At 71.6% G+C, this 26,139-nt stretch carries 27 protein-coding genes; 21 read left to right on the forward strand and 6 right to left on the reverse strand.

Features of this window, described 5'->3' with window-relative positions; all coding sequences use genetic code 11:
• From GL325_RS00145 to GL325_RS00165, 5 genes are all read left to right on the forward strand, one after another.
• On the forward strand, nt 1-1,353 hold the full coding sequence (locus GL325_RS00145) for an MFS transporter (RefSeq protein ID WP_187768250.1): 1,353 nt from the start codon (nt 1-3) through the stop codon (nt 1,351-1,353).
• A 93-nt stretch (nt 1,354-1,446) separates the two neighbouring features.
• On the forward strand, nt 1,447-1,809 hold the full coding sequence (locus GL325_RS00150) for a YraN family protein (RefSeq protein ID WP_154594707.1): 363 nt from the start codon (nt 1,447-1,449) through the stop codon (nt 1,807-1,809).
• Nucleotides 1,809-3,386, forward strand: a complete 1,578-nt coding sequence (locus GL325_RS00155) for a YifB family Mg chelatase-like AAA ATPase (RefSeq protein ID WP_187768251.1) — start codon at nt 1,809-1,811, stop codon at nt 3,384-3,386. Before GL325_RS00150 ends, GL325_RS00155 begins: the two co-directional genes overlap by 1 nt.
• Nucleotides 3,383-4,501: a DNA-processing protein DprA gene (gene dprA / locus GL325_RS00160; protein ID WP_187768252.1), complete on the forward strand. Its 1,119-nt coding sequence runs from the start codon at nt 3,383-3,385 to the stop codon at nt 4,499-4,501. The genes GL325_RS00155 and dprA overlap by 4 nt, the downstream gene beginning before the upstream one ends.
• A 5-nt stretch (nt 4,502-4,506) precedes the next feature.
• On the forward strand, nt 4,507-5,175 hold the full coding sequence (locus GL325_RS00165; RefSeq protein ID WP_222865759.1) for a bifunctional 2-polyprenyl-6-hydroxyphenol methylase/3-demethylubiquinol 3-O-methyltransferase UbiG: 669 nt from the start codon (nt 4,507-4,509) through the stop codon (nt 5,173-5,175).
• 15 nt (nt 5,176-5,190) lie between these two features.
• Here GL325_RS00165 and GL325_RS00170 read toward each other — a convergent pair whose 3' ends face one another.
• From GL325_RS00170 to glp, 3 genes are read right to left on the reverse strand one after another with little or no spacing between them, the layout of a single operon-like run.
• Nucleotides 5,191-5,697, reverse strand: a complete 507-nt coding sequence (locus tag GL325_RS00170) for a molybdenum cofactor biosynthesis protein B (protein ID WP_187768253.1) — start codon at nt 5,695-5,697, stop codon at nt 5,191-5,193.
• On the reverse strand, nt 5,690-6,178 hold the full coding sequence (gene moaC, locus GL325_RS00175; RefSeq protein ID WP_154594710.1) for a cyclic pyranopterin monophosphate synthase MoaC: 489 nt from the start codon (nt 6,176-6,178) through the stop codon (nt 5,690-5,692). Before moaC ends, GL325_RS00170 begins: the two co-directional genes overlap by 8 nt.
• Complete coding sequence (glp, locus tag GL325_RS00180; protein ID WP_187768254.1) at nt 6,175-7,398, reverse strand: gephyrin-like molybdotransferase Glp; 1,224 nt, start codon at nt 7,396-7,398, stop codon at nt 6,175-6,177. Before glp ends, moaC begins: the two co-directional genes overlap by 4 nt.
• 45 nt (nt 7,399-7,443) lie before the next feature.
• Here glp and GL325_RS00185 point away from each other — a divergent pair, with 45 nt between their 5' ends.
• The 5 genes from GL325_RS00185 to GL325_RS00205 all read left to right on the forward strand — a co-directional run bounded on the left by GL325_RS00185 (nt 7,444) and on the right by GL325_RS00205 (nt 11,462).
• A complete protein-coding gene (locus GL325_RS00185; protein ID WP_187768255.1) occupies nt 7,444-7,848 on the forward strand; it encodes a molybdopterin-binding protein in 405 nt (134 codons plus the stop codon).
• Nucleotides 7,845-8,603: a molybdate ABC transporter substrate-binding protein gene (gene modA / locus GL325_RS00190; RefSeq protein WP_187768256.1), complete on the forward strand. Its 759-nt coding sequence runs from the start codon at nt 7,845-7,847 to the stop codon at nt 8,601-8,603. Before GL325_RS00185 ends, modA begins: the two co-directional genes overlap by 4 nt.
• A complete protein-coding gene (locus GL325_RS00195) occupies nt 8,600-9,382 on the forward strand; it encodes an ABC transporter permease (RefSeq protein WP_255955261.1) in 783 nt (260 codons plus the stop codon). Before modA ends, GL325_RS00195 begins: the two co-directional genes overlap by 4 nt.
• Nucleotides 9,379-10,413: an ABC transporter ATP-binding protein gene (locus tag GL325_RS00200; protein WP_255955263.1), complete on the forward strand. Its 1,035-nt coding sequence runs from the start codon at nt 9,379-9,381 to the stop codon at nt 10,411-10,413. The genes GL325_RS00195 and GL325_RS00200 overlap by 4 nt, the downstream gene beginning before the upstream one ends.
• 128 nt (nt 10,414-10,541) lie before the next feature.
• Nucleotides 10,542-11,462 carry a tyrosine recombinase XerC gene (locus tag GL325_RS00205; RefSeq protein WP_187411412.1) on the forward strand — a complete coding sequence of 307 codons (921 nt, stop codon included), beginning with the start codon at nt 10,542-10,544 and terminating at the stop codon, nt 11,460-11,462.
• Here GL325_RS00205 and GL325_RS00210 read toward each other — a convergent pair.
• Nucleotides 11,447-12,343 (reverse strand): peptidoglycan DD-metalloendopeptidase family protein, encoded by an 897-nt coding sequence (locus GL325_RS00210; RefSeq protein ID WP_187768257.1) that lies wholly within the window; start codon nt 12,341-12,343, stop codon nt 11,447-11,449. The genes GL325_RS00205 and GL325_RS00210 overlap by 16 nt on opposite strands.
• Before the next feature lie 314 nt (nt 12,344-12,657).
• Here GL325_RS00210 and rpsB point away from each other — a divergent pair, with 314 nt between their 5' ends.
• The 9 genes from rpsB (at nt 12,658) to rlmN (ending at nt 22,347) form a co-directional block, all read left to right on the forward strand.
• A complete protein-coding gene (gene rpsB, locus GL325_RS00215) occupies nt 12,658-13,596 on the forward strand; it encodes a 30S ribosomal protein S2 (protein ID WP_187768258.1) in 939 nt (312 codons plus the stop codon).
• Nucleotides 13,597-13,665: 69 nt separating this feature from the next.
• Nucleotides 13,666-14,481, forward strand: coding sequence for a translation elongation factor Ts (gene tsf / locus GL325_RS00220; RefSeq protein ID WP_154594715.1), 816 nt, complete (start codon nt 13,666-13,668; stop codon nt 14,479-14,481).
• A gap of 146 nt (nt 14,482-14,627) precedes the next feature.
• Nucleotides 14,628-15,332: a UMP kinase gene (gene pyrH / locus GL325_RS00225; RefSeq protein ID WP_154594716.1), complete on the forward strand. Its 705-nt coding sequence runs from the start codon at nt 14,628-14,630 to the stop codon at nt 15,330-15,332.
• Between the two features lie 69 nt (nt 15,333-15,401).
• Nucleotides 15,402-15,923 carry a ribosome recycling factor gene (gene frr / locus GL325_RS00230; protein WP_154596112.1) on the forward strand — a complete coding sequence of 174 codons (522 nt, stop codon included), beginning with the start codon at nt 15,402-15,404 and terminating at the stop codon, nt 15,921-15,923.
• Nucleotides 15,913-16,761, forward strand: a complete 849-nt coding sequence (locus GL325_RS00235) for a phosphatidate cytidylyltransferase (protein WP_154594717.1) — start codon at nt 15,913-15,915, stop codon at nt 16,759-16,761. The genes frr and GL325_RS00235 overlap by 11 nt, the downstream gene beginning before the upstream one ends.
• Before the next feature lie 4 nt (nt 16,762-16,765).
• Nucleotides 16,766-19,240, forward strand: a complete 2,475-nt coding sequence (locus tag GL325_RS00240; protein ID WP_187768259.1) for a circularly permuted type 2 ATP-grasp protein — start codon at nt 16,766-16,768, stop codon at nt 19,238-19,240.
• The gene (locus GL325_RS00245; RefSeq protein WP_154594719.1) at nt 19,237-20,112 is read left to right on the forward strand and encodes a transglutaminase family protein; all 876 of its coding nucleotides are present in this window, start codon (nt 19,237-19,239) and stop codon (nt 20,110-20,112) included. The genes GL325_RS00240 and GL325_RS00245 overlap by 4 nt, the downstream gene beginning before the upstream one ends.
• Nucleotides 20,113-20,162: 50 nt before the next feature.
• Complete coding sequence (locus GL325_RS00250) at nt 20,163-21,155, forward strand: putative zinc-binding metallopeptidase (protein ID WP_187768260.1); 993 nt, start codon at nt 20,163-20,165, stop codon at nt 21,153-21,155.
• A gap of 46 nt (nt 21,156-21,201) precedes the next feature.
• Nucleotides 21,202-22,347: a 23S rRNA (adenine(2503)-C(2))-methyltransferase RlmN gene (gene rlmN / locus GL325_RS00255; RefSeq protein WP_154594720.1), complete on the forward strand. Its 1,146-nt coding sequence runs from the start codon at nt 21,202-21,204 to the stop codon at nt 22,345-22,347.
• A 116-nt stretch (nt 22,348-22,463) separates the two neighbouring features.
• Here rlmN and GL325_RS00260 read toward each other — a convergent pair whose 3' ends face one another.
• Both GL325_RS00260 and GL325_RS00265 read right to left on the reverse strand, forming a co-directional pair.
• The gene (locus GL325_RS00260) at nt 22,464-23,114 is read right to left on the reverse strand and encodes a response regulator transcription factor (RefSeq protein WP_222865758.1); all 651 of its coding nucleotides are present in this window, start codon (nt 23,112-23,114) and stop codon (nt 22,464-22,466) included.
• Nucleotides 23,111-24,265, reverse strand: a complete 1,155-nt coding sequence (locus GL325_RS00265; RefSeq protein ID WP_223110982.1) for a sensor histidine kinase — start codon at nt 24,263-24,265, stop codon at nt 23,111-23,113. The genes GL325_RS00260 and GL325_RS00265 overlap by 4 nt, the downstream gene beginning before the upstream one ends.
• A 135-nt stretch (nt 24,266-24,400) precedes the next feature.
• Here GL325_RS00265 and GL325_RS00270 point away from each other — a divergent pair, with 135 nt between their 5' ends.
• Both GL325_RS00270 and GL325_RS00275 read left to right on the forward strand, forming a co-directional pair.
• Nucleotides 24,401-25,312: an ABC transporter ATP-binding protein gene (locus GL325_RS00270; protein ID WP_154594721.1), complete on the forward strand. Its 912-nt coding sequence runs from the start codon at nt 24,401-24,403 to the stop codon at nt 25,310-25,312.
• Nucleotides 25,309-26,136, forward strand: a complete 828-nt coding sequence (locus tag GL325_RS00275) for an ABC transporter permease subunit (protein ID WP_154594722.1) — start codon at nt 25,309-25,311, stop codon at nt 26,134-26,136. Before GL325_RS00270 ends, GL325_RS00275 begins: the two co-directional genes overlap by 4 nt.
• The last annotated feature ends 3 nt before the right edge of the window (nt 26,137-26,139 follow it).

Genomic DNA, 26,139 nt, shown 5'->3' on the forward strand with positions numbered 1-26,139 from the left:
ATGTCGTCAGCACCCACCGCGGCCCCCGACGGCGCGCGGACGTTCGCCCACGTCCTGGTGAACACCCTCGTCGCCAACGTCACGACGAGCTTCCTGTGGTTCGCCCTGACCTTCTGGGTCTACCTCGAGACGCGGTCGGTCCTGGCCACCGGCATCGTCGGGGGCGCCTACATGCTGATGCTGGCGCTCTTCGCGATGCTCTTCGGCACGTTGGTCGACCGCCATCGCAAGCGCGCCGTGCTGGTCGGCTCGAGCCTCGTCACCATGGCGTCCTTCGCCGCGGCCGGGGCGCTCTACGCGGTGGTCGGGCCCGGAGCCATCGTCGACATGTCCGGTCCGTGGTTCTGGCTGTTCGCCGGCATCGTGCTGTTCGGCTCGGTCGTCGAGAGCATGCGCAACATCGCACTGTCGACCCTCGTGACCCTGCTGGTCCCGCAGGACCGCCGGGACCGGGCCAACGGGCTGGTGGGCACGGTGCAGGGCATCGCCTTCATCGTCACCAGCGTCTTCAGCGGGCTGGCGATCGGTCAGCTGGGCATGGGGTGGACGCTGCTGATCGCCAACGTCCTGACGATCGCGACGCTGGTGCACCTGTTCTTCGTGCAGATCGCGGAGGACCGTCCCGAGTTCGCGGCGGACGCGGTCCCGACGGTGGACGTGCGGGGTGCGCTCGCGGCCATCGCGCTCGTGCCAGGGCTGTTCGCGCTCATCGTCCTGACCACCTTCAACAACCTGGTCTCGGGCGTCTTCATGGCACTCATGGACCCGTACGGGCTCACGCTCTTCACCGTCGAGCAGTGGGGGCTCATCTTCGGACTGGCCTCGACCGGGTTCATCCTCGGCGGTCTGGTGATCGCCCGGTGGGGACTGGGCGCCAACCCGCTGCGCACGATGCTGTGGGTGCTGGTCGCGATGGGGGTCATCAACGCGACGTTCACCCTGCGCGAGTGGCCGTGGCTGTGCATCGGCGGCATCTGGCTGTTCCTGCTGCTGGTACCGGCTGTCGAGGCCGCCGAGCAGACGATCATCCAGCGGGTCGTGCCGTTCCGCAGTCAGGGGCGTGTCTTCGGATTCGCGCAGGCCTTCGAGGCGGCCGCCGCTCCGGTCACGTCGTTCCTCGTTGCGCCGATCGCCGAGTTCTGGGTCATTCCCCACCTCGACTCCGACACCGGAGCGCAGCAGTGGGCGTGGCTCGTGGGCCACGGCGACGCACGGGGGATCGCGCTGATCTTCTGGTTCGCGGGCCTGGTCATGGTGTTCCTGGCGCTGGCGGCCTTCGGGACCCGGGCGTACCGGATCCTGTCCGAGCGCTACCGCGACGGTGAGGTCGTCGCGGAATCCTCCGACCCCTGAGGTCCGTCCACAGTCCCGTGGCCCGGGTCCAGCGTGTCCACAGGCCCTCCGCGGAGCCTTCTCGGGGTCGCGCCGAGCCGGAAGGCTCGCCCCATGACCTACGCGCGCAACCAAGCCCTCGGTGCCTACGGCGAACGCATCGCCGCGGACCACCTCCGGGGTCTCGGCATGGTGATCCTGGCCCGCAACTGGACCTGCCACCACGGCGAGATCGACATCGTCGCCCGCGACGGGGACACGCTCGTGGTGTGCGAGGTCAAGACCCGGACCAGCACGAGTCACGGCACGGCCCTCGAGTCGGTGACCGATCGCAAGCTCACCCAGTTGCGGCGCTCGCTCTCGCGGTGGCTGGACCTGCACCAGGTCCACCCGGACGGCGTCCGCATCGACGTCGTGACGGTGTGGGTGCCGCGCAGCGGGGGACCGCAGGTCGAGCGCATCGCCGGGGTGGCCTGATGGCGGCCATCGCATCGATCGCGCTCGACGGCCTCGCGGGTCGACCCGTCGAGGTCGAGGTGGACATCGCCTCGGGCCTCTCCGCCACCGTCGTGGTGGGCCTGGCCGACACGACCGTCAGCGAGGCCCGCAACCGGGTGCGCTCCGCCGTCGTGAACTCCGGGACGGCGTGGCCCGACACGCGCGTCACGATCAACCTCGCGCCGTCGAACCTGCCCAAGAGCGGTCCGCACTACGACCTCGCGATGGGTCTGGGGGTCTTCGTCGCCAAGTCGGTCGTACCGACCGAGGGGTTGGCGCGCACCGTGTTCCTCGGTGAGTTGGCGCTCGACGGACGACTGCGGGCGGTCCGCGGTGTCCTGCCGGCCACGCTCGCCGCGGCCGAGGCCGGTTTCGAGCGGGTCTTCGTCCCCGAGTCCAACCTCGCCGAGGCACGTCTCGTGCCCGCCATCGAGGTGGTCGGGGTGCGCTCACTGCGCCAGGTCGTCGCGATGCTGCGCGGCGAGGAGGAGCCGGACGATCCGCCGGTGCCGCCCTTGGACGAGTCCGCCGATGCCGCCTGGAGCCGGGTGATCCCGTCCGGTCGGCTCGACCTGACCGATGTGGTCGGTCAGGACGACGCCTGCCTGGCCACGGTCATCGCCGCCAGCGGTGGCCACCACCTGCTCCTCACGGGGCCGCCCGGTGTCGGTAAGACGATGCTGGCGCAGCGCTTGCCCGCGCTGCTGCCCGATCTCGAGCCGGAGGACTCCCTCGAGGTCAGTGCGCTGCACTCGCTGGCCGGCGTGCTGCCGTCGGACGTGCCCATGCTCATCCGGCCCCCGTTCCTCGAGCCCCACCACACGGCCAGCGCCGCAGCGGTGGTGGGCGGCGGGAGTCGCGTGGTCCGCCCCGGTGCCATGTCGTTGGCCCATCACGGGGTGCTGTTCCTCGACGAGGCTCCCGAGTTCGCCATCAACGTGCTCGAGGCGCTGCGCCAGCCGCTCGAGAGCGGACTGGTCGTGGTCTCGCGCTCGGCTCAGACGGCGGTGTTCCCGGCTCGCTTCCAACTCGTCCTGGCCACCAACCCGTGTCCGTGCGGACACGCCGGATCGGTTATGCAGCGGTGTGAGTGCTCGGCGGCCACCCGCCGTCGGTACGCCGATCGCCTGTCCGGGCCGATCCGCGACCGGATCGACATCCACCGCACCCTGGTCGAGCCGTCGCGGCGCGAGCTCGTCCACGGACTCGGCGCCCGTCCCGCGATGGCAGACCTGGCGGCTCGGGTCGCCGAGGCCCGCGCTCGTCAGCGGCGTCGTCTGATGGGCACCCCGTGGCGCGTCAACGCGGCCGTCCCCGGAGTGGATCTGCGCAAGGGGTGGCCGGCCGAGGTGGAGGGAACCCGGTTGCTCGAGCACCAGGTGCGCGGGCACAAGGTCACCCCGCGCTCAGCCGATCGGGTCCTGCGGCTCGCCTGGAGCATCGCCGACCTGTGCGGCCACGACCGGCCGACGATCGACGACGTGCAGACGGCGCTGGACCTGCGCCGGGGCAGCCCGATCGGCGGAGACGTCGCGCGACTCCTGGAGGCCGCGTGACCAGGAGTCCCGCCCGCGCCGCGATGATGCTCTCGCTCGTGGCTGAGGCGGGCGATCCCCGGCTCGTGACGTGGCGCGAGCGATGCGACCCCCTCGAGCTGTGGCAGTCAGTCGTGCGCGGTGGCGCCGAGATCCCGGACCGGTGGCATGACGGCGCGGCGGCCGCGCCGCGGCAGGCGGACGCCGCCCTGCGCCGGGCCGACGTGGTCGGGGCGCGGTGGGTCGTCCCGGGTTCGCCGGGATGGCCCGTGGCCCTGGATGACCTCGACCAGCTCGAGGGCATCGGACAGGTCACCGGGGCCCCGTTGGGGCTGTGGGTTCGCGGCGGCGGTGACCTCACGTCGATCGCCTCGGCACCGATCGCGGTCGTCGGGGCACGTGGGTGCACGACGTACGGGGCCGAGGCCGCCAGCGACATCGCCGCCGACTGCGCCGACCAGGGTCACGCCGTCATCAGCGGCGCTGCCTTCGGGATCGATGCGTGCGCCCACCGCGGCGCCCTGCTCGGCGGTGGTCCCACCGTCGCGGTGATGGCCTGCGGCGTCGACGTCGACTACCCGCGCGCCCACGCCGCACTGCTGCGACGCATCGCGGAGGAGGGCCTCGTGATCAGTGAGTTCCCGCCCGGCGCGCAACCGCAGCGGCACCGCTTCCTCGTACGCAACCGGATCATCGCGGCCCTGAGCGTCGGGGTGGTGGTCGTGGAGGCGGCCGGGCGCAGCGGATCGCTCAACACGCTGCACTGGGCCGACCAGCTGGGACGCACGACCATGGCGGTCCCTGGACCGATCACGGCGCAGGCGTCCTGTGGGACGCATCGGGCAATCCGCGAGGGCAAGGCGCTGCTCGTCACCTCGGGCCGCGACGTCGTGGCCGACACGTTCGGCCTGGTCGACGACGGGCTGCCGCACGTGGGCCCGGCCGCGCGGCGGGTCTGGGTGCGGCTCGAGGCGGAACCGCAGCCGGCCGGGCAGATCGCCTCGGCACTGCGTCTCAGTCCCGTCGCGGTCCATCGGGCCCTGCGCGAGTTGCGCGGGCACGGCGTGGTGTTGGTCACGGAGGCCGGATGGTCTCGCGACATCACGGGTCCCACCGAACCCGGGCGGGTAGGTTGATACCCGTGAACGAATGGTCGGCGATGGATCCCGCTGAGGCGGATGAGGTCTTCGCCCACTGGGAGCGGACGTACAGTTCCCGCGACGGAGTCTGGTCCGGTCACGTGAACGTCGCGCTGGCACGGGTCGCTGCCGACCTGACGCCGGGCACGGCTCTGGACCTCGGTGCGGGAGAGGGCGGGGACGCCCTGTGGCTGGCCGAGCGGGGGTGGGACGTCACCGGCATCGACATCTCGCCGACGGCCCTGGCCCGGGCCGAGGTGGCCGCCGAGCGTGCCGGCCTGAGCGAGCGAGTCACGTGGGTCGCCGCGGACCTCGACACCTGGTCCTCGCCGCGACGATTCGATCTCGTGACCGCCTCGTTCCTGCAGTCGCCGGTCCGGCTGGACCGGGCCCGGATCCTACGGTCCGCCGCGGGTCGCGTCGCCGAGGGCGGGCACCTGTTGGTCATCGCCCATGCCGAGGCGCCGCCGTGGGCCCATGACCACGAGCATGAGCACGCACCCGTCGACGCCGCGGACTTCCCGTCGCCGGCGGACGATCTGCAGATGCTGGACCTGCCGGCCGACTCCTGGCGCACGGTGATCGCCGAGGTCCGTGACCGGCGCGCGTTCGCGCCGAACGGTGACGAGGTCGTGCTCCGGGACAGCGTCCTGCTGCTGCAGCGCACCTGAGCGACGGCGACCGCCTCAGGTGTGCAGCGGTCGATCCGACGCGCGGCCGTGACCGAGTTGCTCCAGCGCGTGGTCGATGAACCCCTCGAGCACCTCGAGACCCTCGCGCACGGCCCCCGTCGACCCGGCGAGGTTGACCACCAGGGTCGTTCCACTGATGCCAGCCGTGCCTCGTGAGAGGGCGGCGTGCGGCGTCGTGAGCAGGCCACGGGCCCGGATCGCCTCGGCGATCCCCGGCGCGGGGCGGTCGATGATCGCGGCGGTCGCCTCCGGAGCGTGGTCGTCCGCCGTGAGGCCGGTGCCGCCGGTGGTCAGCACCAGAGCGCATCCCTCGTCGACGAGTCGGCGCAGCACGGCCTCGACCTCGGGACCGTCCGGCACCACGTGCGGCCCGGTGACGTCGAAGCCGTGGGCCAGTCCCCAGTCGGCGATCCGGGGTCCCGTGAGGTCCTCGCGCCGGCCGTCCGCGGCACGCGTCGAGGAGACCACGACCCCGAGCCGACGCCGGGCCGACTCAGTCATCGCGTTCCCAGTCGTGCGTGCCGCCCGACTTGGACTCGACGCGGACCGACTCGATCACGGCGGTCGCGTCGACGGCCTTGACCATGTCGAACAAGGTCAGCGCGGCGACGCTGACCGCGGTGAGCGCCTCCATCTCGACGCCCGTGGGCGCGGTGGTGGCGACGGTCGCCTCGATGTGGACGGCGTCCGCCAGGGCGCGGAAGTCGATCGTGATCGCCGAGAGCGGCAGCGGATGGCACATCGGCACGAGGAACGGCGTCTGCTTGGCGGCGAGGATTCCCGCGATCCGGGCCGTCGCGAGTGCCTCGCCCTTCGGGAGGTCGCCGGCCATGATCCGGGCGACCACGTCGGCACGCGTACGCAGCCGTCCCGAGGCCCTGGCCTCGCGCCGCGTCGTGGCCTTGCCGGACACGTCGACCATGTGCGCGCTGCCATCGGCGCGGTAGTGCGACAGTCCCGCGTCGCCGGCTCCCTCACTCATGCGATCCTCCACCACTCCACGGTATCCCCGGCGTCGCATGCCGTGACGTTCTCGGGCACGAGGACCAGCAGCTCGGCCCGCGCGTAGGAGACGGGCAGGTGCGATCCTGCCGCACCGACGAGACTCACGCTGCCGTCGGGCTGCAGCCGGCCGCGCCGGACCTGCAGGCGGCCCGGCGGCGACGTGAGCGGCTCGGCCAAGGGCCCGGTCCCGGACGGGCGCTGGGCGATGCGGCCGGCCGCCCGGGCCAGAGGGGGGCGCAGGAACAGCTCGAACGAGACCAGGACGCTGACCGGGTTGCCCGGCAGGCACACGACCGGCACCACCCGGTCGTCGTGGTGCCACGCCGCCAGGCCCTGGGGTCCGCCGGGCTGCACCGCGACGTGGTCGAACCATGCGCCCGGACGGGGCTCGAACACCTGACGCACCACCTCGCGGGTCCCGGCGCTGACACCGCCGGTCGTGACGATGAGGTCGGTCTGCGGCGCCAACCGGTCCAGGAGCGCCTCGAGCTCTCCCGGGTCGTCCGGCACGAGGTGTGCGCTCGCCTCCAGCCCGAGCTCGTGGGCGTGGGCGAGCAGGACGCGCGAATTCGAGTCCGGGACTGCGCCGCTGACCAGTTCCGCGCCGGTGGCGACGATCGCCAGTCTCAGGGCAGGGGCGACCTCGACAGTGTCGATGCCGGCCACGACCAGGGCGCCGACAGCCGCGGGGTGCAGGGGAGTGCCGGCCTCCAGGACGGCCTCGCCTTCCCGGACGTCGGTGCCGCGTCCTCGGACGAACGTGCCGGACGCGACGGGCTCGGTGAACTCGACGAGGGCGCCTCCGTCGACGGGTCCGAACTCACCGGACCGCGTCCTCTCCACCGGGACGACGGCGTTCGCGCCCGGGGGCAGCGGCGCGCCGGTCATGATCGGTGCGACGGTGCCGGGAGCGAGTCGCGGGGGAGCGGCATCGCCCGCGACGACGTGCGCGACGGTCGGCAGAGCCACCGGAGCCTCTCCCGCGCGCGCCAGGTCGGCCGCATGCACGGCGAACCCGTCCATCTGGCTGTTGTCGAACCCGGGGACGTCGAGACGGGAGACGGCGGGTGCCGCGAGTCGGCCGGAGAGGGCGGCGGTCACGGGCTGCTCGACGGGTCGGTCCTGCGCTCGCCGGTGCGCGGCACGCGAGATCATCGCCGCGACCTCACGGGCGTGCTCGTCGACCGATCTGCTCATCTCGACTCCTGTCGATGTCGCATCTGAGCCGATAACATCGATTTCATGGCTCAGGTGCGGATTTCAGATGCTGCGGACTTCCTCGGTGTCAGCACCGACACCGTACGCCGACTCGTCGCCGCCGGCCGACTGCCCGCGGACAAGGACGCCTCGGGCCGCACGGTGGTCGACGGGCGTGCCCTGGCGGAGTACGTGCGGGCCGAGGGCCGGTCCGTCACGGACCCGACCGCCGTGCGCAGGTCGGCACGCAACCGGTTCGTCGGGATCGTCACCGAGGTGATCAGCGACCGCGTCATGTCCCAGGTCGAGCTGCAGTGTGGTCCCCACCGGGTCGTCTCGCTGGTCAGTACCGAGTCGGTGCGCGAGCTGGGGCTCGAGCCCGGCGTCGTGGCGGTCGCGGTGGTCAAGGCGACGAACGTGGCGCTGGAGACCCCCGGCGGAGCCCCGTGAGGCGAGCACTCGCGGCTGCCGCGGCGGCGCTCGTGCTGTGGGGGACCGCCGCGTGTGGGGCGGGGAGTGCCGAGACGAACAGCCGCACGGTCACCGTGTTCGCCGCCGCCTCACTGGCTCCGGCGTTCGCCGAGATCGCCCGGGACTTCGAGGACCGGCACGAGGGCGTGGACGTGCGGCTCTCCTTCGCGGGCTCGTCCGCCCTGGCCGCCCAGATCCTCGACGGCGCGCCGGCGGACGTGTTCGCGTCGGCGGACGAGCCCACGATGGCGCGGGTCCAGCAGGACAGCGTGGCCGAGCTGTCCCCGGTCGTCTTCGCCACCAACACCCTCGTGCTCGTGGTGCCGGCGGACGACCCCGCCCGCATCACGTCGGTCGAGGACCTCTCCGACGAGGGGGTGAGGCTCGTCCTGTGCGCGGAGCAGGTGCCGTGCGGAGCGGCGTCGCGGCGGCTGCTCGAGGCCACCGGGACGCGCGTCGACCCGGTCAGCGAGGAGCAGTCCGTCTCCGACGTCCTGGGGAAGGTCACCGCCGGCCAGGCCGACGCGGGCCTCGTCTACCGCACCGATGCGCTGGCGGCGGGTGAGCGGGTGCGCAGCATCGAGGTCCCCGGGGCCGCGGCGGTGGTGAACCGCTATCCGGTCGCTGCGCTGGGCGGGCCTGACCGATCCGCGCTGGCTGCGGAGTTCGTCGACTTCGTGTCCGGCGACGAGGCCCGGACGGTGCTCACCACCGCAGGTTTCGGGACGCCGTGAAGCGCACCGACGTTCCCGCGTGGGTCATGGTGCCGGCCCTGGTCGGCCTCGCCCTGCTGGTCCTTCCGGTGGCAGGGCTGGTGCTGCGCGTCGAGTGGCGCGACTTCCTCTCGCTGGTGACGACCGAGGAGTCACGCGCGGCCCTCGGGCTGAGCCTGCGCACCGCGGTGGCCAGCACCGCGCTGTGCGTCGTCCTCGGTGTGCCGCTCGCCCTGGCGCTGGCCCGCTCGTCGGCGCGCTGGGCGTCGGTGGTGCGGGCGCTCGTGCTGCTGCCGCTGGTGCTGCCGCCCGTCGTCGGGGGCATCGCGCTGCTGGCGACGTTCGGCCGCCGGGGCTGGCTGGGTCAGCACCTGGAGGCCTTCGGGATCGAGATCGCCTTCACGACCGTCGCCGTCGTCCTGGCGCAGACGTTCGTCTCCCTGCCCTTCCTGGTGGTGACACTCGAAGGCGCCCTGCGTGCCGTCGATCCCGGCTATGCCGACGTGGCCGCGACCCTCGGAGCCGCGCCGTCGCGGGTGCTGACCCGGGTCTCGCTCCCACTCGTGGCGCCGGGACTGATCGCCGGCACCGTGCTGTCGTTCGCCCGTGCGCTGGGCGAGTTCGGCGCGACCGTGACCTTCGCCGGCAGCCTCCAGGGGGTCACCCGCGCGCTGCCCACCGAGATCTACCTGCAGCGTGAGGTGAACCCCGATGCCGCGATCGCGCTGTCCTTCCTGCTGGTGGCGGTGGCCCTCGTGGTGATCGCTCTGGTGCACCGTCCGGGGCGGTCCCCGTGGTGAGCCTCACCGCCCGGGTGGATGACCCGGGACGGGCGATGGCGCTGGAGATCGACGTGGCCGACGGCGAGACGCTGGCGGTCCTCGGCCCGAACGGAGCGGGGAAGTCGACGTTGCTCGCGACGATCGCCGGGCTGTGGCGACCGGCCGACGGCCACGTGATGGCGGGGGAGCGGGTGCTGGCCGCGACGGGCGTGTGGGTGCCTCCGCACCGACGCTCGGTGGCGCTGCTGGGTCAGGCGCCTCGGCTGTTCCCTCATCTGACCGTGCGCGAGAACGTCGCGTTCGGCCCGCGGAGCCGAGGGCTGGCGGACGCGACGGTGCGCGGGGACGCCTGGCTCGACCGGGTGGGCGGTTCGGCGCTCGCCGATCGGCGCCCGCGCGAGCTCTCGGGTGGACAGGCCCAGCGCGTGGCGATCGCCCGGGCCCTGGCGGTCGAGCCGGACGTCGTCCTGCTGGACGAGCCGCTGGCCGCGCTCGACGTCGAGGCGGTGCCCGCGTTGCGGCGGCTGTTGCGGATGGTCCTGGAGGACACCACCACCGTGCTGGTGACGCACGATCCCCTGGATGCGCTGTCGCTCGCCGATCGGGCGGTCGTGGTCGAGTCCGGCCGGATCGTCCACGAGGGGCCGACGCGTGAGGTGCTGCTCCACCCGCGCAGCGCGTTCGGGGCGGCACTGGCCGGTGTGAACCTCGTCGAGGGAGTGGCGACGAGCGCGGACCGACTGCGCGCGGCGGACGGCCGGGAGCTGACGGGCATCGCCGTGACACCGCTGGCCGTCGGTGCGAGGGCCACCGCGACCTTCGCCCCGACGGCCGTGGCCGTGCACCGCGAGCGGCCGGCGGGCAGCCCGCGGAACGTCCTGCCGGGGACGGTCGGCGCGATCGAGTCCCGAGGTGCGACGTGCCGGATCGAGGTCTCCGGCTGGATCGCGGACGTCACCCCGGCTGCGGCGGCCGAGATGCAGCTCGCCCCCGGCGACGACGTCTGGCTGAGCATCAAGGCCACGGAGGTCCGCCTGGACCCGGTGTGATCGTCGACAGCCGACGCGGAGACGATGCGGATGCTGTTGCACCTCGGGACCGAGCTGTAGCGGGCGCGGCGCCGCCCGCCGCGACCCACGTCCGTGGATCCGGGCCGAGGCGATGCGAGAGTGGGTCCGTGGGTGACTTCTCCGAGGCCTGGGCGCGCACGCTGGCCGACTACGAGCGGCACCTGTGCGAGGAGCGCGACCTGTCGGAGCACACGGTGCGCGCCTACCTGACCGACCTCGCGAGTCTGGCGGAGCACGCGACCTTGCTGCACGTGGCCGACCCGGCCGAGCTCACGATCCGGACGCTGCGCAGCTGGCTGGCGAACCTGCAGACGCGGGGTCGCGCGCGCACCACGATGGCCCGGCGCTCGACGGCCGCCCGGGTCTTCACGGCCTGGCTCGAGCGCACCGGTCGCGCGACGAGTGATGCCGGGGCCCTCCTGGCCGCTCCGAAGGCCCACCGCACGCTGCCCCCCGCGCTGAACCAGATCGACATGCGCGCCGTCGTCGACGCGATCGTGGACTCCGTCGAGGACGACGGTCCCACCGGTCTGCGGGACCTCGCGATCATCGAGATGCTGTGGGCGACCGGTGTCCGGGTGGGCGAGCTGGTGGGAGCCGACGTCGACGACCTCGACACGTCGCGCCGGGTGCTGCGCGTCCTGGGCAAGGGCGCCAAGGAGCGGATGGTCCCGTACGGGGTGCCCGCTGCCGACGCCCTGTCCGCGTGGCTGGAGCGGGGACGACCCGCGTTGGCCGTGGCCGGGAGCGGACCGGCGCTCTTCCTCGGTGCGCGGGGCGGACGGATCGACGCGCGGGTCGTGCGCCGCATCGTGCACGAGCGGGTCGCGGCCGTGCCCGACGCGCCCGACGTCGGTCCGCACGGCCTGCGCCACACGGCCGCCACCCATCTGCTCGAGGGCGGAGCCGACCTGCGGTCCGTGCAGGAGCTGCTGGGGCACGCCTCGATGGGGACGACGCAGATCTACACCCACGTGAGCGCCGACCGGCTGCGCGCGGCCTTCACCCAGGCTCACCCCCGCGCCTGACCCGCACCCGGACGGCCCAGCGGGTCGACGGGCCGTCCGTCGACGAGCCGCATGAAGTGCAGGTGGCACCCGGTCGAGGCGCCCGTCGAGCCGACCCGCCCGACGACGGTGCCGGCCCCGATCCGCTCCCCGACGCGCACCGCGAGGGACGACAGGTGCGAGTAGGAGGTGGCGGCGCCGGCCGCGTGGCGGATCTCGACCTGCAGGCCGTAGGCGCCGTTCGCGCCGGCACGACCGACCTGTCCGGCGCCCGCGGCCGGGACGGGGGTGCCGCACGGCGCGCCGATGTCGACGCCGTCGTGGAGCTTGCGCACGCCGGTGAGCGGATGGAGGCGCATCCCGTAGGCGGAGGTCACGGGGCCGTCGAGGGGCAGGTCGCCGCCGACGAGGTCCGGTGGGTCGGGCGGCGTCCCCTCCGGATCGATCAACCGGTAGGAGCCGGACGTCGCCAGCAGGTCGGCCGGATCGAGGTATCGCTCGCCACGCAGCCGGCCGAGGTTCAGACAGGTCCGTCGGCACGACGGGTGGCCGCCCAGCAACCGGCCCAACGGCTGACCGGCGGTCACGGCGTCGCCGACGCGAACGGCGGGGGAGACCGGCTGGTAGGTGGACCGTTCGTCGCCGTGGGTGACGGTGATCGTCCAGATCCCGGCCACCCGACCGGCGAAGGTGACGCGCCCGGCGGCCACGGCCCGGACGGTCTGGCCGGCACGGCCGGGGATGTCGACGCCGCGGTGTCCGGCTCCGTAGTCCGACGCGGGTGGGTCGAAGGGGCGGTCGATCCGGTGGTCGCCCAGGGGCCACTGCCACGGCGAGGCGTGAGCGGGCGACGCGATCGCCATCACGAGGACGGTCAGCAGGAGCAGGCGGAGTCGGGCCATGAGGACGAGCCAAGCGCCCGGGAGTCCCCGGCGGAACCCGGCCGCCGACCCCTGTGGACGGGCCGATCGACGGCCCCGGCCGGTGTGGACGGCCCGCGCTTCGCCCTCCGGTGGTGCCGATTTCCTCGGGACGTGGGCCGTGCACTAGACTTGACCCATCTGCCTTCCGGGGCGGAAATTCGCGTGTCCTCTCCCGTGACGTGAGAACCGAACGGGGCGCGGCCCGGGTCCTGATTTCGTCGGGTGGCCCGCGTCGGACACCAGGGCATCGTCGACCGGCGGTGCGTCAACTTGGTTTGAAAGGAAGTACGGCCATGGCCGTCGTCACCATGCGTCAGCTGCTCGAGAGCGGCGTTCACTTCGGGCACCAGACCCGTCGTTGGAACCCCAAGATGAAGCGATTCATCATGACCGAGCGCAACGGCATCTACATCATCGATCTGCAGCAGTCGCTGTCCTACATCGACTCGGCGTACGAGTTCGTCAAGAGCACGGTCGCCCGCGGCGGCACGATTCTGTTCGTCGGCACCAAGCGCCAGGCGCAGGAGCCCGTCGAGGAGCAGGCGAAGCGCGTGGGCATGCCCTACGTCAACCAGCGCTGGCTCGGCGGCATGCTGACCAACTACCAGACGATGTCGCAGCGTCTGCAGCGCATGAAGGAGCTCGAGGAGGTCGACTTCGACGACGTCGCGGGCTCCAACCGCACGAAGAAGGAACTCCTTCAGATGCGTCGCGAGTACATCAAGCTCAACCGCACCCTGGGCGGCATCCGCGACATGGGCCGCGTGCCCAACGCTGTGTGGATCGTCGACACCAAGAAGGAGCACCTCGCGGTCGACGAGGCCAAGAAGCTGAACATCCCGATCGTCGCGATCCTCGACACCAACTGCGATCCCGATGACGTCGACTACCCGATCCCGGGCAACGACGACGCGATCCGCTCGGTCGGCCTGCTGACGCGGGTCATCGCCGACGCCGTGGCCGATGGCCTCATGTCGCGTGGTGGCGCCAAGACCGGCGAGGAGACCCCGGGCCAGGAGCTCGGCGCCGAGGAGCCGCTGGCCGACTGGGAGAAGGAGCTGCTCGCCTCGAAGGCCGCTGAGGCCCCCGCGGCCGACGCTGCTGAGGCGCCTGCTGCCGACGCCGCTGAGGCGCCTGCTGCTGAGGCCCCCGCTGCCGAGGCCCCCGCGGCCGACGCTGCTGAGGCTCCGGCCGCCGAGGCCCCCGCGGCCGAGACGCCCGCCCAGTCCTGAGCCATCCCTGACCATCTGCCGGCCCGACGTGACCCGTCGGGCCGGCGTCACCAGAACCGAGGACGAAACATGGCAATCACCGCTGCCGATGTGAAGAAGCTCCGCGACGCCACGGGCGCCGGGATGATGGACGCCAAGAAGGCCCTCACCGAGGCCGAGGGCGACTTCGACAAGGCCGTCGAGATCCTGCGGATCTCGGGTGCCGCCAAGGCCGCCAAGCGCGGCGCCGAGCGTGAGGCCTCGTCGGGTCTCGTCGCGAACTCGGGCTCGGCGCTCGTCGAGCTGAACTCCGAGACGGACTTCGTCGCCAAGAACGACCAGTTCATCGCCCTGGCCGAGCGCCTGGCTGCCGCGGCCGATGCCGCCAAGCCGGCCGACGCCGCGGAGTTCGCGAACCTCACCCTCGACGACGGCAAGACGGTCGCCGAGACGATCAGCGCCCTGGCCGCCGTCATCGGCGAGAAGCTCGAGCTCGGTCGCGTCAGCGCCCGGTCGGGGCAGGTCGCCACCTACATGCACCGTCGTGCCAGCGACCTGCCGCCGGCCGTCGGCGTGCTGGTCGAGTACGAGGGTGACAACGAGGACGCCGCCCGCGGCATCGCGATGCAGATCGCGGCCATGCGCCCGCGTTGGCTGACCCGCGAGGACGTGCCCGCCGAGACCGTCGCCAAGGAGCGCGAGATCGCCGAGGCCACGGCCAAGGAGGAGGGCAAGCCCGAGCAGGCTCTGCCCAAGATCGTCGAGGGTCGCGTCAACGGGTTCTTCAAGGAGAACGTGCTGCTGGACCAGGCGAGCGTCACCGACAACAAGAAGACGGTCAAGGCCGTCGCGGAGGAAGCCGGCATCACCATCAAGGGCTTCAGCCACATCGAGGTCGGCGCCTGAGCCGCACCTGATCGACGAGGGCCCCGTGGAGCGATCCACGGGGCCCTCGTGCATTTCCCGGGCTTCTCGGCAGTCACTCCAGTGCGCGGGCACCGAAGTCGACGCTGCGTGCACCAGCGGGGACGCCATCGGATAATCTCGTACCCATGGCTCGCCGTGTTCTTCTCAAACTTTCCGGTGAGGTCTTCGGTGGAGGAGCCACGGGCATCGACCCGGACGTCGTCAACGACGCGGCCGAGCAGGTCGCCCAGGCGGTCCGCGAGGGCGTGCAGGTCGCGATCGTCGTCGGTGGCGGCAACTTCTTCCGCGGGGCCGAGCTCAGCCAGCGGGGCATGGAACGTGCCCGCGCCGACTACATCGGCATGCTGGGCACCGTCATGAACGCGCTCGCGCTGCAGGACTTCATCGAGAAGCAGGGCGTCGAGACGCGCGTCCAGTCCGCGATCGCCATGGCGCAGGTCGCCGAGCCGTACATCCCGCGCCGCGCCATCCGGCACATGGAGAAGGGCCGCGTCGTGATCTTCGGCGCTGGCGCCGGCATGCCGTACTTCTCGACCGACACGGTCTCGGCCCAGCGCGCCCTGGAGATCAAGGCCGACGTCGTGCTGATGAGCAAGAACGGCGTCGACGGGGTCTACGACTCCGACCCCCGCAGCAACCCCGAGGCCCAGCGCTTCGACAGCATCACCTTCAACGAAGCCCTCCAGCGCAACCTGCAGGTGGTCGACGCGGCCGCCTTCGCGCTGTGCATGGAGAACGAACTGCCCATGATGGTGTTCAACATGAACGACGAGGGTGCGGTGACCCGTGCCCTGCGTGGTGAGATGATCGGAACACTCGTCCACGCGTGAGCGTGGGCACCCGACGATGCAACGGAGCATGACGTGATCGACGAGACACTGCGCGATGCCGAGACCCGGATGAAGAAGGCGGTCGAGCACACTCGCGACGAATTCGAGGGAATCCGGACCGGCCGCGCGCACCCCGCGATGTTCGCGCAGATCACGGCGGACTACTACGGGACGCCCACGCCGCTGCAGCAGCTGGCCAGCTTCCAGGTCCCCGAGGCGCGCACCGTGATCATCGCGCCCTACGACCTCGGGGCGAAGTCCGCCATCGAGAAGGCCATCCGCGACTCCGACCTCGGCGTCAACCCCTCCGACGACGGCAAGGTGCTGCGGGTGACGCTGCCCGAGCTGACCGAGGAGCGCCGCAAGGAGTACATCAAGCTCGCCAAGTCCAAGGCCGAGGACGGCCGCATCGCGGTCCGCGGCGTGCGCCGCAGCGCCAAGCAGGCGATGGACAAGGCCGAGAAGGACTCCGAGATCAGCAAGGACGACGTCACCGGCGCCGAGAAGCGCCTCGACGCGCTGACCAAGAAGCACGTCGACATCATCGACGAGGCCCTGAAGTCCAAGGAAGCAGAGCTCCTTGACGTCTGACGTCCCGACACCCGATCCGGCCGCGCAGAAGAAGACCGGCCGTGCCGGTCGGGACCTGCCGGCCGCGATCGCCGTCGGCGTCACCCTCGTCGCCGTCGTCCTGCTGTCGCTGATCTGGTTCAAGGACCTGTTCGGCATCGTCGTCGTCGTGGCGCTCGTCGTCGCGGCGTTCGAGCTCTCCCGGGCGCTCGCCACCGCGGGCATCCGCGTGCCGTTGCCGCCCGTGCTGGCCGGCGGCGTCACGATGCTCGTCGTCGGCTACTACGACGACATGGAGACCGCCACGGCCGTGATGGCCCTGACGGTCATCGCGACGATGGCCTGGCGGCTGCGGTCGGGCAGCGCCGGGTTCGTGCGCGACGCGACCGCGGGCATCTTCCTGCTGTCGTACCTGTTCCTCATGGGCACGTTCGTCCTGCGGATGCTCACCGCCGACGACGGCCCCTGGCGGGTCGTGGCGTTCATCCTGGTCACGATCGCCTCCGACATCGGCGGCTACGCGGCCGGCGTGCTCTTCGGCAAGCACCCGATGGCTCCGACCATCTCGCCGAAGAAGTCGTGGGAGGGCTTCGCGGGCTCCATGGTGGCCAGCGTCGCCGCGGGCATCCTGATCGTGGTCTTCGCGCTCGAGGGCCCGTGGTGGGCCGGTCTGGTGCTGGGCATCGCAGGCGTCTGCTTCGCGACGCTGGGCGACCTGTGCGAGTCGCTCATCAAGCGCGACGTCGGGATCAAGGACATGGGCGACCTGCTCCCCGGCCACGGTGGACTCATGGACCGGCTCGACTCGCTCATCGCCGTCGCGCCCGTCGCGTACCTGGTGATGTACCTCCTGGTCTGAGGCCATGACCGTCCTGCGCGACTACGCCGCCTCGGTGATCCAGCCGACGCTGGGCCAGTCGGCCGCCCCCTACGACGAGGTCGCCAGTCCCGACGGGACTCTGCGCGCGGCCTGGAAGCGGTTGGCGGCCGAGGCGGTCGACGTGACCCTGCCGGAGCTCACCCGGGCAAGCGACGAGATCGCGCGGTTGCTGGCCGACGAGGGCGTCGTCTACACGCCGCCGGGTGGCCAACAGCGCTCCTGGCGGCTCGACCCCGTCCCGCTGGTCATCTCGGCCGACGAATGGGCGACGCTCGAGAAGGGCCTGGCGCAGCGCGCCGAGCTGCTCAACGCGATCCTCGTCGACCTCTACGGCCCGCAGGAGCTGCTCGCGCGCGGGACGCTGCCGCCGGGCATCGTGTTCGGCCACAGCGGCTTCCTGCGCGCCGTCGCGCGGGCGACGGCGGCGCACCAACGCCAGCTCGTGATCACCGGAACCGATCTGGGCCGTACTCCGACGGGGGAGTGGCAGGTCCTCGCCGACCGCGCGCAGGCCCCGTCGGGCATCGGCTTCGCGATGGAGAACCGCCGGGTGCTCTCGCGCGTGCTGCCGGTCGCGTACCGCGAGGCGGGCCTGCACCGCCTGGCCCCGTTCTTCCAGGTGCTGCGGGTGTCGCTCATGCAGGCCGCCCCGCCCACCGTCGAGAATCCGCGCGTCGTCGTCCTGTCGCCCGGGCCGACTTCCGAGACGGCCTACGACCAGGCCTTCATCGCGTCGACCCTCGGCTTCCCGTTGGTCGAGGGCACGGACCTCGTGGCCCGGGACGGCGCGGTGTGGATGCGCGTGCTCGGCCGCCTGGAGCGCGTCGACGTGATCCTGCGCCGCGTGGATGCGGAGTGGAGCGATCCGCTCGAGTTGCGCGGCGAGTCCCAGCTGGGCGTCACCGGCCTCACCGAGGCGGTGCGCCGCGGGACGGTGACCGTCATCAACGGACTCGGCTCGGGCGTCGTCGAGAACGCGGCCCTCATGCCCTTCATGTCCGAGATGTGCGAGCAGCTCCTCGACGAGCCGCTGCGCCTGCCCGGTGTACCGACCGTCTGGGCCGGCACTCCCGAGGGTCGCGACCAGTTGCTGGACCGGCTGGACGAGTTGACGGTCCGGCGGATCGATCCGCCGTTCGACGTCGACACGTCGTCGCGCGAGCGGCTGGTGGAGGCGATCGTGGCCGAGCCCTACCGTTACGTCGGGCAGGAGCCGGTGGGCGTGTCCGTCTCGCCGACGCTCGACCAGGGGCGTCTCGAGCCCCACGCGCTGACCCTGCGCGCGTTCACGCTGCGCCACGGTTCCAGCTACCGACCGATGATCGGCGGGCTCGCCACGGCGGCGCCGGTCGGCTCGTCCGCGGACCAGATCGAGGTCAGCAAGGACGTGTGGGTGCTGAAGGGCTCGCCCGACGAGCCCGACCAGGGCCTGCCGGACGTCCTGCCGGTCACCCACGCCCGCGCTCCGGTCACGCCGGTGCCGCGCGTGCTCGACGACCTGTTCTGGCTCGGCCGCTATGCCGAGCGGGTCGAGGACCTGCTGCGCCTCGCGATCGCCACGCACGAGTTGGCCGAGGACTTCCAGGGCCGACCGCACTCCAGCGGCGGACGCACGCTGGCGGTCGTGGCCGGGGTGATGCGGTCGCTGAGCCCGTCCTCGTACGACCCCGCGAACTTCGAGGGGGATCTGCGGTCCCTGCTGCTGGACGCCCACCGGTCGGGCTCGGTCGGCCAGACGGTCATGCGTCTCAAGGAGATCGCCCAGAGCGTGCGTGACCAGGTCTCGCCCGACCTCTTCCGGGTCTTCGGCGCGATGGACCGGGCGCGAGGTCTGCTCGCCGCCAACCCGCACGGGTGGCAGATCGGCGAGAGCGCGGGGCGGATGCTGACGGCGATCCTGTCCCTGCACGGCGTGACCGGGAACATGGTCCGTGACGAGGGCTGGCACCTCATGGAGATCGGCCGGGGCATCGAGCGCAGCCTGCAGCTGTGCCAGCTCATCGGCCCGACCTTGTCGGTGCGTCGCGGCCTCGACGTCGACCGGGACGTCCACCAGGCGGTGCTCCAGGTGGCCGAGAGTGCAGTCACGCATCGGCGTCGCCACCGTGGCGTCGTGCGCGCCGCGTCGGTGCTGGACCTGCTGCTGCTGGACGAGACCAACCCGCGCTCGCTGCGGTTCAACCTGCTGGCCATCGACGCGTCCCTCGCCACCCTGCCCGGGTCGAGCGGGTCGACCCGCCCGGAGCGTTTGGTCGACGATCTCCTGGCGGAGCTGGACCGGCTCGACGTCGGGGCGTTGCTGGATCTCGACGGAGAGACCCGGCCCAACTTCGTGCGGTTCGCCCAGGCCACGGCGCAGCACCTGATGCGGCTCTCCGACGCCGTCGCCGAGGTGCACTTCGCCACCGGCCCGACGCCGCGGTCCCTCGGCTTCTCGACGGGCGGGACGGACGCATGAGGTACCGCGTGTGGCACCGGACCACGTACACCTACGACGAGGACGTCTCGAACAGCTACGGCATCGCGCACGTGGTGCCTCGCACCTCGGCGTTCCAGCAGGTCGAGTCGGTGGACGTGCGGATCGAGCCCACCCCCGCCGACACGAGTCGCAGTGCCGACTACTACGGCAACACCGTCACCTACTTCCAGGTGACCTCGCCGCACCGGACGCTCGTGGTCGACGCCACGAGCGAGGTCGAGGTCAGCCTGCCGGTGCACAGTCCGGCCGCCCTCGCCACGCCGTGGGAGCAGGCCCGGCCCGCCGAACGGCCCGGCGTCGAGGGGGCCTGGCGCGCCGTCGACCTCGCGCTGCCGTCGACCCTCGTCGACCAGACACGGCAGGCCCACGACTACGCCGCCGCGTCGCTCGTCCCGGGTCGGCCCGTCGGCGAGGCGGTCACGGATCTGATGCACCGGATCCACGCCGACTTCACGTACGACAAGGGCGCGACCACCGTCACCAGCCGGATTGACGACGTGTTCGCCCAGCGGGCCGGGGTCTGTCAGGACTTCGCGCATCTGACGCTGGCCTGCCTGCGCTCCCACGGTCTGGCGGTGGGGTACGTCAGCGGTTACCTCGCCACCACGCCGCCGCCCGGTCGCGAGCGGATCGTCGGGGCCGACGCCTCCCACGCCTGGGCGGCCGTGTGGCTGCCGGACGGCACGTGGCTGGCCCTCGACCCGACGAACGACCAGTGGGTCAACGACCGGTACGTCACGGTCGCGTGGGGTCGGGACTACAAGGACGTCCCGCCGGTCAAGGGCATCATCTACACCGACGCGAAGTCCTCCACGCTCGACGTCCAGGTCGACGTCGCGCCCCTCGTGTGATCTCCGTCCCCGGACTGGCAGACACCGTCCGGGGACGACAAGGTGGTGGCGTGCGTGCATTCGAGTGTCGTCAGTGTGGCAATGTCCTGTACTTCGAGAACACCACGTGTGTCTCCTGCGGATCGGCACTCGGGTTCTCCCGGGAGGAGAAGGCGATCGTCCCGGTCGACGACGACGGCCGCTACATGGACGCCGAGGGCGACACCTGGTGGCTGTGCCGCAATCGCGAGCTGTCGGCGTGCACCTGGCTCACCCAGGCCAAGGGCAGCCTGTGCTTCAACTGCGCGTTGACCCGCACCCGCCCCGCCGACTCCGACGCTGCAGGCATGAAGGCCTTTCCGGCGGCCGAGTCCGCGAAGCGCCGCCTCATCGTCGAGCTCGACGCGCTCGAGCTGCCGATCGTCACGCGAGCCCAGGATCCCGAGAACGGCCTGGCGTTCGACCTGCTCTCGAGCGCCAACGTGCCGGTCACGACGGGACACCAGAACGGGGTCGTCACGATCGACCTGGCCGAGGGCGACAGCGTGCACCGTGAGCGCTTGCGGCGTGATCTCGACGAGCCGTACCGCACGCTGCTGGGCCACTTCCGCCACGAGACCGGCCACTACTACGAGGCGCTGTTGGTCCGCGACGAGCTGCTGGATCGGGCGCGCGAGCTGTTCGGCGACGAGCGTCAGGACTACGGCGAGGCGCTCGACCGGCACTACGCCGAGGGCCCGCCCGCGGGGTGGCGGGCCCGGTACATCAGCGCCTACGCGACGATGCACCCGTGGGAGGACTTCGCCGAGACCTTCGCCCACTTCCTGCACATCGCCGACACGATCGACACGGCGCAGTCGCTGGGCCTCACGACGGTCGACCCGAGCGCGTTCCGCTCGTTCCGTGATCTCGTCGCCGGGGTCTGGATCCCGCTGTCGGTCGCGCTGAACCAGATCAACCGCTCGATGGGCAAGGAGCCGCTGTACCCCTTCGTGATCGCGGCGCCGGTGCTCGAGAAGCTCGAGTTCGTCGCGTCCCTGTCGCCGCGGTACCAGGTCGCCTGATCTCGCGGATTCGTCCTCAGTGGGGACAGTCTGGGAGACTGGAGTCATGGCGAACGAGGTCGATGTGGCGGAAGTCAACCCCAAGCCGCTGCCTCTCGTGATGGCTCCGGCCCGGGGGCGCGGCAAGCCGCCGCGACACCTGGCGGACCTCTCGGGCGACGAACGCAAGGCCGCCGCCGAGGAGCTCGGTCTCAAGCCGTTCCGGGTCAAGCAGGTCGCGCACCACTACTTCGCGCGCCACGAGCGCGACCCCGAGCTGATGACGGACCTGCCGGCGAAGGAGCGCGACGCGATCGTCGGGGCGCTGCTGCCGCAGCTTCTCGACCAGGTGCGCGTGCTCGAGGCCGACAAGGGCGCGACCCGCAAGACCCTGTGGCGGCTGTTCGACAACGCCCTCGTCGAGTCGGTGCTCATGCGCTACCCCGACCGCGCGACGATCTGCGTCTCCAGCCAGGCCGGTTGTGGCATGGCCTGCCCGTTCTGCGCCACCGGCCAGGGCGGTCTGCAGCGCAACATGAGCACGGCGGAGATCATCGACCAGGTCGTCGACGCCGCGCACCAGATGGAGTCCGGCGCCGTGCCCGGCGGCCCGGGCCGCCTCTCGAACGTCGTGTTCATGGGGATGGGTGAGCCGATGGCCAACTACAAGGCCGTCATCGGCGCCGTCCGCCGCATGGTCGCCCCCGCGCCCGACGGCCTGGGCATGAGCGCCCGCAACATCACGGTCTCGACCGTCGGCCTCGTGCCGCGCATGCGCCAGCTGGCCGAGGAGGGCATCCCCGTCACCCTCGCGCTCAGCCTGCACGCGCCCGACGACGAGCTGCGCAACGAGCTGGTCCCGATCAACAACCGCTCCAGCGTCGCCGAGACCGTCGAGGCGGCGTGGAACTACGCCAAGACCACCAAGCGCCGCGTCTCGATCGAGTACGCGATGATGCGCGACATCAACGACCAGGCCTGGCGCGCGGACCTGCTCGCCGACGTGCTCAACTCGTACGGCGACTGGGGCTGGGTCCACGTCAACCTGATCCCGCTCAACGAGATCCCGGATTCGAAGTTCACCCGGTCGCGCGATGAGGACATGGACGAGTTCGTCCGCCGTCTCGTGGCCAAGGGCATCAGCACCACGATCCGCGACACCCGCGGCGACGAGATCGACGCGGCCTGCGGCCAGTTGGCGGCGTCCGAGTAGGACCGGCGACATCCCGCGGAACTTTTGGAACGCGTTTCACCCTTTTCCCGGCGGGAAGGGTGAAACGCTTTCCAAAAGTCGGGCAGGGGGACGGCGCGAGGCCGAAAGTCGGGCGACTACAGCCGGCCGGCCTCGTGCATGGTGATCGCGACCTGCACGCGGTTGCCGGCGTCGAGCTTGGTGAAGATGCGCGAGATGTGGGCCTTGACGGTGGCGACGCTCATGAACAGCTCGGCGGCGATCTCGGCGTTGGAGCTGCCCTGACCGATGGCCCGGGCGACCTCCAGCTCGCGCTCGCTGAGGGTGTCCACGAGTCGGGCCGCACCGCTGCGCCGGGTGTCCGTGGAGTCGGCCGTGACGCGCCGGATGAGGTTCTCGGTGACGGTCGGTGAGAGCATCGGCTCGCCGTCCGCGACCTTCTGGATCGCATCGACGATCTGCGGCGGGGGAGTGTCCTTCAGCAGGAAGCCGGCGGCGCCCGCGGACAGCGCGCGGACGACGTAGTCGTCGGCGTCGAAGGTGGTCAGGACGAGCACCTTGGGTGGTTCGGGCGAGGCCACGATGGCCCGCGTGGCCTCGATGCCGTCCATGACCGGCATCCGCAGGTCCATGAGAACGACGTCCACCGCATGCTCGCGGACGGCCGCCACCGCCTCGCGCCCGTCGGCGGCCTCGGCGACGACCTCGAGCGACGCGGCTCCACCGAGCATGAGGCTCAGGCCCGCCCGCACGAGCGGATCGTCGTCGGTGATGAGGACGCGGATCACGGTGCCCACGGTAGCCACACCCTCAGGACGTGACGGTCCGCGGTCGTCGTGCGTTCCAGCGATCCGCCGGCCAGCGCCGCTCGCTCGGTCAGGCCGATGAGACCCAGACCCGACGCGGGCGGCGGGTCCGAGGCCCGGGTCCCTGCCGGAATCCGGTTCATCACCTCGATCGCGAGCCCGGTCTCGGGCCCGCCGGACATCGTCAGCTCGACCCGCGTGCGCGGTGCGTGCCGGGCCGCGTTGGTGAGCCCTTCCTGCACGACGCGGTAGGCGGTGCGACCGGTGGGCGCCGGAATGTCCACGGGGTGGACCGACCCCGTCACGGCGAGGTTCATCCCCGCGTCGCGGAATCGCTGGATCAGGTCGGGGATCGCCGCGGCGGTCGGTTGCGGGGGCTCCGGCTCGGCGTCGCCGGCTCCCTCGCGCAGGACGCCCAGCACCTCGCGCAGCTCGACCAGCGCCAGTCGCGAGCTCTGCTCGATCGTGGCCGCCGTCGTCCTGACCTCCTCGGCCGAGAGGTCGTCGCGGTAGGACAGGGCCCCGGCGTGCATCGTGACGATGGAGATCCGGTGGGCGAGGACATCGTGCATCTCGCGCGCGATGCGTGCCCGTTCGGCGATCCGCGCCTGCGCGACGCGGGCCGCCTGCTCGGACTCGGCGGTCTCGGCCCGGTCGCGCAGCGTGGCCAGCAGCTCCCGCCGCGAGCCCACGTACATGCCCCAGCCGACCGTGATCGCGATGATCGTGGTGATCAACGCCAGGTCGACCAGGATCAGCTCGCGTCGATCGGCGTTCGGGTCGGCGAACAGGATGAAGCATGCGCCGGAGACGAAGCTGACCGCGCTGACCGGGAGGATCTCGCGCCACCGCCGGCGCGTGGACAGCGAGAAGAGGGCGAGCGTGGCGGGGCCGCCCGCGCTCAGACAGAAGCCCGCCGCGACATTGGTGGTGAGGGCGACCGCGACGGGGAACCGCCGCCGCCAGAAGACCGCGACGAAGGAGAGGACGCCGACGGCCAGGTCCAGCCAGAACCACCAGCGCACGCGGTCCCACTGGTACTCCGCCAGGGGCACCCACGCGACGAGCGAGATGGACAGGACCAGGGCGATCCGCCAGGCGTGGCCCCACCGCGAGATCGGGGGCGCGGGCATCGTCACGGCCTCAGGATAGGCGCGCCGACCGGTCGGACGCGTCGAGCGTTCGGCGACCCGACCCCCTACCTTCGGTTAACAGTCCGAGCGTGTCGGAGACTGCCGGACGGCCACCTGATCGGGCAGGGTGGAGCCATGATCGAAGTCAAGAACCTCTCGAAGTCGTACGGCGACTTCCGGGCCGTGGACGACGTCTCGTTCGTCTGCCAGCCCGGTCGTGTCACCGGCTTCCTCGGCCCGAACGGGGCCGGCAAGTCCACCGCGATGCGGATGATCACCGGGCTGACCCGCCCGTCGTCCGGCACCGCCACGATCGGCGGCGTCAACTACGCCGACATCCCCAACCCCGCGAGCCAGGTGGGCGTCCTGCTCGACGCCTCCGCGCAGCACGGCGGTCGCACGGGCCGCGAGGTCCTGACGATCGGCGCGCAGACCATGGGCCTGCCGAGCGCCCGCGTCGACGAGATGCTCGCCCTGGTCGGCCTCACGCCCAAGGAGGCCAAGCGCCGCGTGCGCAACTACTCGCTGGGCATGCGTCAGCGCCTGGGCATCGCCCATGCGCTGCTGGGCGATCCGCGCGTACTGATCCTCGACGAGCCCGCCAACGGGCTCGACCCGGCGGGGATCCACTGGATGCGCCAACTGCTGCGCGAGTACGCCAACCGCGGCGGCACCGTCATGCTCTCGTCGCACCTGCTGCACGAGATCCAGATCATCGCCGACGACCTGATCCTCATCGGTCACGGGCGCATCGTCTCGATGGGGACGAAGGACGACCTGCTGAGGACCACCGGTTCACGGGTCCGTGCGCGCGACAACGCCGCGTTGATCCGCGCGATGCAGGCCGCGGGCCTCGAGGCGGTCCAGACATCCGACGCCGTCACCTCGCCGGCGACACCCGAAGAGGTCGGTCTCGCGGCAGCCGCCGCCGGCGTCCCCCTGCTCGAACTGCGCGAGGCCGACGGGGCCGGCCTGGAGGCCAAGTTCCTGCAGCTGACCGCCGACGACCAGCGCGACGTCATCGCCGCAGAAGGAGCCCTCGCATGAGCACCACCACGACCAACCCCACGATCGACCTCTCGCGTCCGGGCGTCCCGTTCGGCCGCGAGGTCAAGGTCGAGGTCCGCAAGATGATCGACACCCGCGGCGGCATCTGGCTGTTCGGCCTGACCGGGGTGTTCATCCTGCTGGCCATGGCCCTGACCCTGCTGGTGATCGGACTCAACGACGACGTCACGATCACCGCGGGCGGATTCGCCGAGATCATGGCGCTGCCGGTCTCGCTCCTGTTGCCGGTGTTCGCGATCCTGATCGTCAGCAGCGAGTGGAGCCAGCGCACCCACCTCACGACGTTCACGCTCCAGCCCAACCGCGGGCGGGTCATCTTGGCGAAGTTCGTCGCCGTGAGCGTGCTCGCGCTGGCCACGATCGTCATCGCCGTGGCGTTCGGTGCCCTCGGCAACGTCATCTACGGAATCATCACGCCGCACGACGTGGTCTGGAACGTCCCGATCGGGGACCTGGCCTGGACTGTCGCGTCGCAGTTGCTGTTCTTCTGGATGGCCTTCGCGCTGGCGATGCTGCTGCTCAACACCCCTGCCGCGATCGCGGTGTTCTACATCGTGGCGCTGATCCTGCCGGTCATGGTCTACCCGATCCTGATGGCACTGTTCGGCTGGGCGCAGGACCTGCTGCCGTGGATCAACATCGACTATGCCTTGATGATGCTGCGCGACGGGACGACGTTCCTCGGCGATCCGATCGACGTCGGCCCGGTCGACTACCTGCGACTGGTGGTCACCCTCGTGCTGTGGATCGTCATCCCCGGCACGCTCGGCTTCCTGCGGGTGCGGAGCACCGAGGTCAAGTGAGGC

Origin of the sequence: Aeromicrobium sp. 636, assembly GCF_024433585.1 — a bacterium.
GTDB classification, from domain to species: domain Bacteria; phylum Actinomycetota; class Actinomycetes; order Propionibacteriales; family Nocardioidaceae; genus Aeromicrobium; species Aeromicrobium senzhongii.